Here is an 8357-nt window from a genome sequence, read left to right as displayed (position 1 = left end):
CCAGTGCGACCGCCCCCGCCACATCCCCCCTGTACGCCGCCGCGAGCGCTTGAGCGACGCCGTCCGGGCAGTCGCAGCCGATGACGCGACTCGACCGGATCGTCGCTTGATCTTGCGCATGGAAACCGATCGACTTGCAGTCGAGCGAGGGCGGCCAGCTGCACAAGCGGGGCGACGGGCGGTTCACCCCACGTCCTCGCAGGTGCTGTTGGTTCGCCCCCCAAGGGCGCGCCTCAGCCAGCTACACCATGGCAGCCGTCCGTCCAGAGCCAGTGGCCCGGACCCAAGGGCGCTCCATGACCACGACCCGAGCCCACCTGCCGATTCGGCGGGGATCGGTTTGACGCTTGGGCTTGCGCCTGGAAACCGATCGGTTTACCCTAATGAAGGCCGATCGACTTCTCGTCCGTGGAGGCACAATCATGACCGCGCTCAAGAGTGCCAACGTCTTCGCACCGGCGACAGCCGGCACATCGGCAAGGAGCTGAAGGAGGAGTTGTACGCGCGCAGTGCCGGCAAGGTCTACGCCACGGCCCGGGACCCGCGCAGCGTGACGCACCCGGACGCGGTCCCGGTGGCGCTGGAGGTCACCACCCGACTTCCGTGGCAGCCACCGCCACGAAGGCGCAGGATGTCACCGCGCTGATCGACAACGCCGGTGCCGCGGTCGGAGAGTTCCGTTACGTCGGTCTTCACCCGGGCACTGGAAGTGCGTTCTTCACAGTCAGTCTCCGATCTGGCGCACATCGCGACTGACGTCACCATCATCAACAATGCTGGCCTCCTGCTGCCAGCGCCCCGCGATCGCTGGAGCAGCGAACGCCAGTTTTATGAAACCGGAGAGGGGATTAGCAATGAGTGCGAATTCACAGAAGAAGAAGTTTTACGCCCTGAATATGTTTGACGTGGTCGACGTGGAGAAGTACCTTGCATATTTTAGCCGTTTGCCCGAAGTGGCTCCGCAATACGGTGGACGAATGGTGGCGTTTGGCCGTTTCCGCAACAACGTAGTCGGTGACCTCGCACCACGGCAGGTTCTGTTTCTCGTTGAATGGGAATCCGAAGAGGCGTTCAACAGCTTCCGGGACGATCCGGAACTGGCCGACCTGCATCCGCTGCGGGAGAACGGGACGGCGTCCTATGTCTGGCAGACGTTCGACGGTTCCGATATGAGTGACCCCGCCAACGTTTCGCTCGACGATGTGCTGGCGGTGCTCAAGCCTTAAAACCCGCATCGCTACGGAGCCGGAGCCGGATGAGACAGCTGACGAGTCGTCGGCTGGCGAAGGGCAGACGCCTCCGGCAAGTGCGGAGCGTGCGCCGAGGGGGAGGATGGCCACATCTCGACGGGCGCTCGGCCATCGCTCACACCTCCAGCACCAACCGCTCTCCTTCCGGTGCACGCGAGACGCAGGGCAGCATGGCGCCGGCCGCACGTTCGGTGGCGGTGAGCCGGCGGTCACGGTGATCGACCTGGCCATGAGCCACTCGTACCCGGCAGGTGCCGCAAAACCCCTGGCGGCAGGAGAACGGCAGGTCCGGCAGGGCCGCGTGGAGAACATCCAGGGCGGAGCGGTCGTACGGCACCGGCAGCACCCGTCCGGTGCCGCCCAGCTGAAGTTCGAAGGGACGGCCGTCCGTGATCGAGGCCGGGGCGAAACGTTCGAAGTGCAGCGCTGACGCGCGGCTACCGCCGAACGCGCGCCGAACGCCGTCGATCATGGGCGCTGGTCCGCAGCAGTACACCGCCCCCGCCTCAGGGCTCGAGCTCAACAGATCGGCTGCTTCGGGCGCGCGGGACTCGTCGTCAGGGCGGATGGAGACCCGGCCAGGGGCCGTGGCTGCGAGTTCGGCCAGCTCTGCCGCGAAGGGCATCGAGCCGCGGCTGCGGCCGGTGTGCACGAGCCTCCAGTCCAGCCCGCGTCGGGCGGCTTCCCGAGCCATCGGCAGGATCGGGGTGATGCCGATGCCGCCCGCGATGAGCAGGACGGATGCTTCGGCGGCGAAGGGGAAGGCGTTCCGGGGCCCGGCGATGGCGATGCGCATGCCGCATGCGAGGGCGTCGTGTACCTCGGCCGAACCGCCTTTGCCGTTCGCGATGCGGCGCACCGCGATGCGGTACCTGTACCGGTCGGCGGGGTCACCGCACAGAGAGTACTGACGCTTGCGGCCGGAGGGCAGGTGCAGTTCGATGTGGGCGCCGGGCTGCCAGGGCGGGAGCATTCCCCCGCCAGGTGCTGCCAGCCGCAGGGAGACGACGTCCTCGGCCTCTTGGTGCTTGGTGGCGACCACCAGTTCCCGGATCGCGGGCATCTCGGTGACCGGCGGGCGCCTGGGAGGAGCGCTGCGCCGCGCGAGGCGCGTGACCGCGTTGTCGCTGAAGGCCGCCAGTTTCTGCATGAAGGAGTCGCCGCGCGGCCTGCCGTACAGGTCCGGCGGCCGAGCGACGGGTGTACTGATGTCCATGGATGCCTCATTGCCTCACTGGTCGCTGGGTCATCGGGCAGCCGCTCGGGCAGCGGGGGACGCCGCCAGGTAGGCGACCGCCTGCTGAGTCGAGCCCTCCTGGCTCGGGTGGTAGCCAGGGCGGAAGTAGCGCAGCACCGAGCGGGCGAACGCGCCCGGCCGGGGCAACAGGTCCTTGCGGGCCGCGGCCAGGTAGTCGCCGAAGCGGACCTTGACCCGATCGTCGAGTTCAGGGTCGGCGCCCATCAGGAAGCGGACTCCGCGGATCCACAGCCGGGTCAGCACCGGAGCGGTGACGAGCATGCCCACCGTTCGGCGCCGGTAGCTGGGATCGAGGTGCACCAGCAGGTCGAACGCGACCGAACGGTGTTCGACCTCCTCCGCGCCGTGCCAGCGGAACAGATCGAGCATCGTGGGGTCCGCGCCGGCCTGGTCCAGGTGCCCGTTGCTGAGAATCCAGTGACCCAAATACGCGGTGAAGTGCTCGAAGGCCGCTACGAGGGCGAGCCGCTGGAGGAGGTGCGCGTGTGCGGCAGCCGGCGTCAGCTCCGGCCGGTCTCCCAGCACCCTTCGGAAGATCCATTCGGACTGCAGGGTGTACGGAGCCGGGTCCAGCCCCTTGGTGAGCAGGTGCTCCAGGACCTCCTGGTGGGCCTCGGCGTGCATCGCTTCCTGGCCGATGAACCCGCGTACGTCCTCGCGCAGCCGGTCGTCGGTGATCAGTGGCAGTGCCTGCTCGAAGGTGCGCACGAACCAGCGTTCGAGTTCGGGGAGCATGAGGTGGAGCACATCGACGGTGTGGGTCGCGAACGGCTCGCCCGGAAGCCAGTGCAGCGGGGTGGCGCTCCAGTCGAAGGTGACGTCCCGGGGTTGCAACACCAGGTCGTGGTGGTCGATGGGCTCGGACGGACGCTCCGGGTGGGCATGTGCGGCTCGGAACATGACAGGTTCTCCATCAGTTGTCGGTGTGTGCGAAGGGGCGGTCAGGCAGTTGTCCGGTACTGCCGATTTGTTGGGCTGTCAGATCGGGTGCGCGGTGTGGTCCGGACTGCGGCGGAAGCCGTCTTCGATGCGGTGGGCGAATTCCGCGATCCGGGACGCGATCTCCTCGGGGTGGCTGAGCTGTACCCAGTGCCCGGCGTCGATCGGGCGCCGTTGTATCCGGCGCGTCCAGTGCTCCACTCCGTACGACAGCACCGGGGTGACGCAGAAGTCGCGCGTGGGGATGATGAGCTGAATCGGGACGGTGGTCGGCCGGTCCCGGGGATGCAGCAGGCGGGGCAGCATGTTGGCGCGGTACAGCGCGGTGCCGGTCACGGCGTCGCGGGCCAGCGTCGGCGCGGGGTAGGAGGTGTGCCCGGGCACGCCTTGGGATCTGGTGAGGAAGGCGCGCCAGCGGTGTCCCAGTGCTCTCCAGGTCAGGGTGGGCAGGAGCGGAAGATGGAAGTAGGCGATGTACCAGGACCGTGCGAGCTGCCGCAGCATCTTCGGCAGATCCGGATGCCGCGGCCGGAGGCGGGCCCGGATCAAGTGGCCGACGTGGTCCAGGCAGGGTCCGGAGATGGAGGTGAACGAGGCGATCCGCCCGGCCAGGCGGGTGCCGGTGACCGACTCCCAGGAGTGGATCGATCCCCAGTCGTGTCCGACCAGGTGCACCGGGCGGTCGGGGCTCACGGCGTCGATGACCGCCTCCAGGTCGGCTTCCAGGCGGGACATCCGGTAGGCGCGCAGGCCCCTGGGCCGGTCGGAGGCGCCGGCTCCCCGCACGTCGAAGGCGGTGACGTGGAAGCGGTCGGCCAGGCGCTCGGCGACCGGGTGCCACACGGCGCTGGTGTCCGGATAGCCGTGGACCAGCACCACCGCAGGAGCCGTGGACGCTCCCCATTGGTAGGCGGCCAACTCCACGCCGTCCGCAGCGATCCGGCGGGCGGCCGGGCCGGTCATCGGCCACCATCGGCAAGGGTCAGCTCGCCGTAGTTCAGACCGCCGTGGGTGAAGCCGGGCAGCACCGGCCACTGCCGCTTGAAGCGGGCCAGCTCCGAGGAGGGCAGGATCTGCAGCCAGCGCGGATCGCGCCGGCTGGGGTCGGCGAGGGTCTTCTCCTTGACCATGGAGTCGTACTGGTCGAGAGAGTCCTCCAGGGTGTTGGCGTTGGGCACCACCTCACGGCCGTAGAACGCGGCGTGGCGGCGCACCCCGGGGATACGGGAGAGCTCGGGCTGCCAGTTGTCGGCCGAGATGCCGTTCTCGGAGGAGACCCACACCCCGTCGGGGGTGTTCAGCACCAGGGAGTGGTTGCCGTCCGTATGGCCGGGGGTCCACAGCAGGCTGACGCCGACACCGAGTTCGACATCCCCGTCGAAGGCGGTGATGCGCTCGCCCGGCACCCCGTCCATGCCTCCGTCGACGTACCAGGCCCACTGCATCGGATGCATCGATTCGAAGGTGCCCAGCTCCTTGCGGTGCACCAACAACTGGGCGCGCGGGAACAGCGATTCGCGGGGCACCCGTTCGCCGGAAATTGTGCTGGTGCTTCCCATGATCATGCGCACGTCCTGGACGTGCAGGTGGTCGAAGCTGACGAAGTCCACGTCCTCGGCTCGCAGACCGCAGGAGGGCAGGACGGTGTCCGGGTCCTGGTAGTAGCGGGCGAAGACGTGGTCGGCGAGAAAGTCGCCCGCAAGGCGCTTGAGCTGGGCGTAGAACGGTGCTTGAGCCGTTCCGGCGGCGACGGTCGGCTCCCACACCAGTGTTTTCGGCTCACCGTCGAAGCCGTGGAACTGCACGGCGAGCATCCGGTTGACAATGCTCACGAAGGGGTTGACGGCGAGCGCGGCGCCGTGGAAGCCGAACCGGGTCGGGTACGGGGCGGCGGCGATGTCGAAACTGCGGACGGCGTGGATGCGGCCCTGCTGGACGAACCGCTCACGGTAGGCGGCCGCGGCGCGGCGCACGGCGTGCAGCCGGTCACCGCGGGGCCATACGTCGTGGACACCTTCGAATTCGGGGATGGGACGCGGAGCGGCGGCGTCCTGGGGCTTCTTCGCGCTGGGCACCGGCTTGGGCATGGTGGTCACGGGCTCACTTCTCGGGATGGCGGGCGGTCCGGGTGCGCTGTTCGTAGGCCGCGCGGACCGACCGGTCGGACAGGGCGGCGAGCTGGTCGGGGACAAGGGCGTGATGCAGGGCGTCACGGGCACGGCCCGGCAGCAGCGCCGCCAACCGGGTCAGGGCGGCCAGCCGGCGCGGAATGAAGACCTCGAACCGCGGGCGCAGCACGACGTCGAGCACCACGTCGGCCACCTGATCTGTCGTCAGGCGTCGAGTGGGGCCGGTCGCGGTGCCCACGGCCAGCTCGGTGTCCACGACGCCGGGCATCACCAGGGACACGTGCACGCCGGTGCCACGCAGTTCGGCGCGGACGGCTGTGCTGTAGCCGTGGACGGCGTGCTTGGTCGCCGCGTAGGTCGCCTCGCCGGCCGGGGCGACCCTGCTGGCGGCGGAGGCGATGTTCACCACGTGGCCGCGACCGCGTTTCCGCATCCTGGGGATCACGAGTTTCATCCCACGCAGTACGCCGTGGACGTTGACGTCGAACTGGCGCAGGGCGGCTTCCTCCGGTTCCTCCTCGAAGGGGCCCACCCACATGATTCCGGCGTTGTTGATCAGTACGTCGATCGGCCCCAGCCGGGTCTCAACGGTGTGCAGGAAGTCTTCGAAGGAAGCGGTGCCGGTGACGTCGAGAGGCAGCCCGAGCAGTCGGCCACCGGAATGCGCGCCGATGGCGCCAGCCGTCTTCTTGGCGAGCTCCGCGTCGAGATCGCCGATCGCCACGGCGGCTCCGGCTGCGGCGAGCCGGGCTGCGACGGCCCGCCCGATTCCGCAGCCCGCCCCGGTGACCGCGATCGCTCGGCCGGTCAGCGGTCCTGTGCCCGGGAGCCTGTCGCGCTCTCTCCGGCTGAATCTGTACGGGTACCCGGGCGGTGCTGCCACGGTCGAGCCCCTTCCCTGCCCCGAGCACGAGGCGGATCGCTGAGGGGCAAGCGGCCCCACGCGCGTCTGACACATTGCCGTGTCAGATGATCTGACAAGCTAGAGTGTCAGTTCAGAGCACACCGGCGTCAACACCTCAGCGAAGGGAAAACATGACCGGCACCGAGACCGCCGGGCGGCGTTATCGCGGACTTGATGCGGCGCAACGACAGCAGGAGCGCCGCACCCGCCTCATCCAGGCCGGCCTCGACCTCTTCGGCACGGCCGGATACACCTCGGTCGCCGTCAAGCAGGTGTGCTCGCATGCCGGACTGACCGAGCGCTACTTCTACGAGTCGTTCCACGACCGCGAAGACCTTCTCGCCGGGGTCTACAACGAGCTGATCACTACGATCAGAGCCGAAACCGCGCAGGCCGCAGCCGCAGCCGCACCCGATGTCGACGCCCAGCTCCGCGCCGGCCTCGAGGTATTCATCCGCACACTGGCCGGCGACGCCCGCAAGGCCCGCCTGGTGCTCATCGAGGTCGTGGGCGCCAGCCCCCGCCTCGAAGTGCGCCGCCGCGAGGCCCTGCACGAATTCGCCGCACTGATCGCCGCCGTCGTCGGACCGCCCCCTGGCCCGCAAACCCCCTCCAACCGGCTCACCATGACCGCGATGAGCCTGGTCGGCGCAGTCAACGAACTCCTTGTGGACTGGACGCTCGGCCACCAGAACGCCACCGTCGAAGAACTCATCGACCTGTGCCACACCCTGTACACCGCGGCCCACCGAGCCATCAGCGATCAGCCTTGATCACACAGGCCCGGATTCCTTCAGATTCGGAAGCCGTATCCCAACCGAACATGACCACTTCATCTCTGCTGGTCAGGCATGGTTTCGCTCGTAGTGAGGGAGGCGTGCGGCGTCTTGTTTCCGCTCCGTGAGCGAGGCGTGCGCGATGACGTCGGTGCTGGGAATGCTGGAGGAGGGGGAGACCGCGGCCCGTGTGCGGGTGGAAGGGCCGCGGGAGGGAGTCGCCCGGTTGGCTGGGGCGTCGGAGGCCGCCGAGATCGGGCTGGATCGGCGGGTGATCGCGCGGGAACAGCTGGTCGAGGCCCTGGCAGCCTCGGCTGCCGAGCCCACCGCCATGACCGAGACCGAGGCGGAGCAGAAACCCGCGCCCTCGGTCTCGCCGGTGCCGGGCTCGATCGCGCCTCCTTGGCGCGACGGATTGCCGGTGACGGTGCTGGCGCCGGACTGCCAGCGGATCCTGGACGTGCTCGACGAGCGGCAGCCGACGGGCCTGGTACACCGCTGAAGGCAGGGAGATCGCGAGGAAGTTGGGCCTTCGGACGACGTCGGCGAAGGTCGAGGGGGTGCGCTCGAAAGCCAGGCGGCTGGCGGAGCGCGGGTGGCTCGTGCAGGAGACGTCGGGAAGTTCACGCTGGCCGGCGGCTCGTGGCCGTGCCAGGCGCCGGCTCAACCGCGTGACCATCGACCACCAGATCATTGCCTCGCTGCTGGGCCGACAACGTCTCGTACTGCCGGGCCAGTCGGCGCGAACGCATCAGCCACGCGAACGTGCGTCGGCGACCCAGCGGCGCCCGCAGTATCCGGCCGCTGCCCATGGACGTGGCCAGTCACTTCTGGCGGTCGGTGCGGCGTGCGGCGCCATAGACGGTGGAGCCTGGCCCGTGCAGTTTCGGGGCGATGACCTCGCAGATGCCCTCTCAGGAGCCGGTGACCAGGGCTGCCTGTGTCATGTCGAGTTCGAGGAGAGAGGACAGGGTGCTTCGCGGGTGGGCCTGATGTGACTATGGACCTGCGGTGCCCGGCGGTCGGGCTGTGCCGGGCACCGCTCGCGGGGCCGGGTCAGATGGCCGACCAGCCGTTGTCGACGGGGAGTACGGCGCCGCT

The 8357-nt window shown here is 68.9% G+C and carries 8 protein-coding genes and 1 pseudogene; 4 read left to right on the top strand and 5 right to left on the bottom strand.

Going from position 1 to position 8357, the window contains the following annotated elements; all coding sequences use genetic code 11:
• Positions 1-422: 422 nt before the first annotated feature.
• Together ACIQ7D_RS37265 and ACIQ7D_RS37260 are read left to right on the top strand one after the other, a co-directional pair.
• Positions 423-672, top strand: a pseudogene (locus ACIQ7D_RS37265) (short-chain dehydrogenase); the annotation flags it as partial.
• Between the two features lie 182 nt (positions 673-854).
• Complete coding sequence (locus tag ACIQ7D_RS37260; protein WP_403945687.1) at positions 855-1226, top strand: DUF1330 domain-containing protein; 372 nt, start codon at positions 855-857, stop codon at positions 1224-1226.
• Between the two features lie 139 nt (positions 1227-1365).
• Here the strand turns inward: ACIQ7D_RS37260 and ACIQ7D_RS37255 are convergent, their stop codons facing one another.
• The 5 genes from ACIQ7D_RS37255 to ACIQ7D_RS37235 all read right to left on the bottom strand — a co-directional run bounded on the left by ACIQ7D_RS37255 (position 1366) and on the right by ACIQ7D_RS37235 (position 6459).
• Positions 1366-2400, bottom strand: a complete 1035-nt coding sequence (locus tag ACIQ7D_RS37255) for a PDR/VanB family oxidoreductase (RefSeq protein WP_403945685.1) — start codon at positions 2398-2400, stop codon at positions 1366-1368.
• Between the two features lie 96 nt (positions 2401-2496).
• The gene (locus ACIQ7D_RS37250; RefSeq protein ID WP_403945683.1) at positions 2497-3408 is read right to left on the bottom strand and encodes a metal-dependent hydrolase; all 912 of its coding nucleotides are present in this window, start codon (positions 3406-3408) and stop codon (positions 2497-2499) included.
• 78 nt (positions 3409-3486) lie between these two features.
• On the bottom strand, positions 3487-4410 hold the full coding sequence (locus tag ACIQ7D_RS37245; protein ID WP_403945680.1) for an alpha/beta fold hydrolase: 924 nt from the start codon (positions 4408-4410) through the stop codon (positions 3487-3489).
• On the bottom strand, positions 4407-5534 hold the full coding sequence (locus ACIQ7D_RS37240) for a hypothetical protein (RefSeq protein WP_403945689.1): 1128 nt from the start codon (positions 5532-5534) through the stop codon (positions 4407-4409). The genes ACIQ7D_RS37245 and ACIQ7D_RS37240 overlap by 4 nt, the downstream gene beginning before the upstream one ends.
• Before the next feature lie 13 nt (positions 5535-5547).
• Positions 5548-6459: an SDR family oxidoreductase gene (locus ACIQ7D_RS37235; protein ID WP_403945678.1), complete on the bottom strand. Its 912-nt coding sequence runs from the start codon at positions 6457-6459 to the stop codon at positions 5548-5550.
• A gap of 152 nt (positions 6460-6611) precedes the next feature.
• Here ACIQ7D_RS37235 and ACIQ7D_RS37230 point away from each other — a divergent pair, with 152 nt between their 5' ends.
• Entirely contained in the window at positions 6612-7253 is a 642-nt protein-coding gene (locus ACIQ7D_RS37230; protein WP_403945675.1) for a TetR/AcrR family transcriptional regulator, read from the top strand.
• Positions 7254-7398: 145 nt separating this feature from the next.
• Entirely contained in the window at positions 7399-7758 is a 360-nt protein-coding gene (locus ACIQ7D_RS37225) for a hypothetical protein (protein WP_403945673.1), read from the top strand.
• Positions 7759-8357 lie beyond the last annotated feature (599 nt).

This window comes from Streptomyces sp. NPDC096310, from assembly GCF_044763125.1.
Classification (GTDB): domain Bacteria; phylum Actinomycetota; class Actinomycetes; order Streptomycetales; family Streptomycetaceae; genus Streptomyces.
Note: the sequence above shows the minus strand (reverse complement) of the source record. Positions and strands in the feature narration are given on the sequence as shown.

What these genes read in the sequence shown, in the direction of transcription:
- ACIQ7D_RS37260 (WP_403945687.1), top strand. Translation starts at nt 855, where the DNA reads ATGAGTGCGAATTCACAGAAGAAGAAGTTTTACGCCCTGAATATGTTT.
- ACIQ7D_RS37255 (WP_403945685.1), bottom strand. Translation starts at nt 2,400, where the DNA reads ATGCAGAAACTGGCGGCCTTCAGCGACAACGCGGTCACGCGCCTCGCG.
- ACIQ7D_RS37250 (WP_403945683.1), bottom strand. Translation starts at nt 3,408, where the DNA reads ATGTTCCGAGCCGCACATGCCCACCCGGAGCGTCCGTCCGAGCCCATC.
- ACIQ7D_RS37245 (WP_403945680.1), bottom strand. Translation starts at nt 4,410, where the DNA reads ATGACCGGCCCGGCCGCCCGCCGGATCGCTGCGGACGGCGTGGAGTTG.
- ACIQ7D_RS37240 (WP_403945689.1), bottom strand. Translation starts at nt 5,534, where the DNA reads ATGCCCAAGCCGGTGCCCAGCGCGAAGAAGCCCCAGGACGCCGCCGCT.
- ACIQ7D_RS37230 (WP_403945675.1), top strand. Translation starts at nt 6,612, where the DNA reads ATGACCGGCACCGAGACCGCCGGGCGGCGTTATCGCGGACTTGATGCG.
- ACIQ7D_RS37225 (WP_403945673.1), top strand. Translation starts at nt 7,399, where the DNA reads ATGACGTCGGTGCTGGGAATGCTGGAGGAGGGGGAGACCGCGGCCCGT.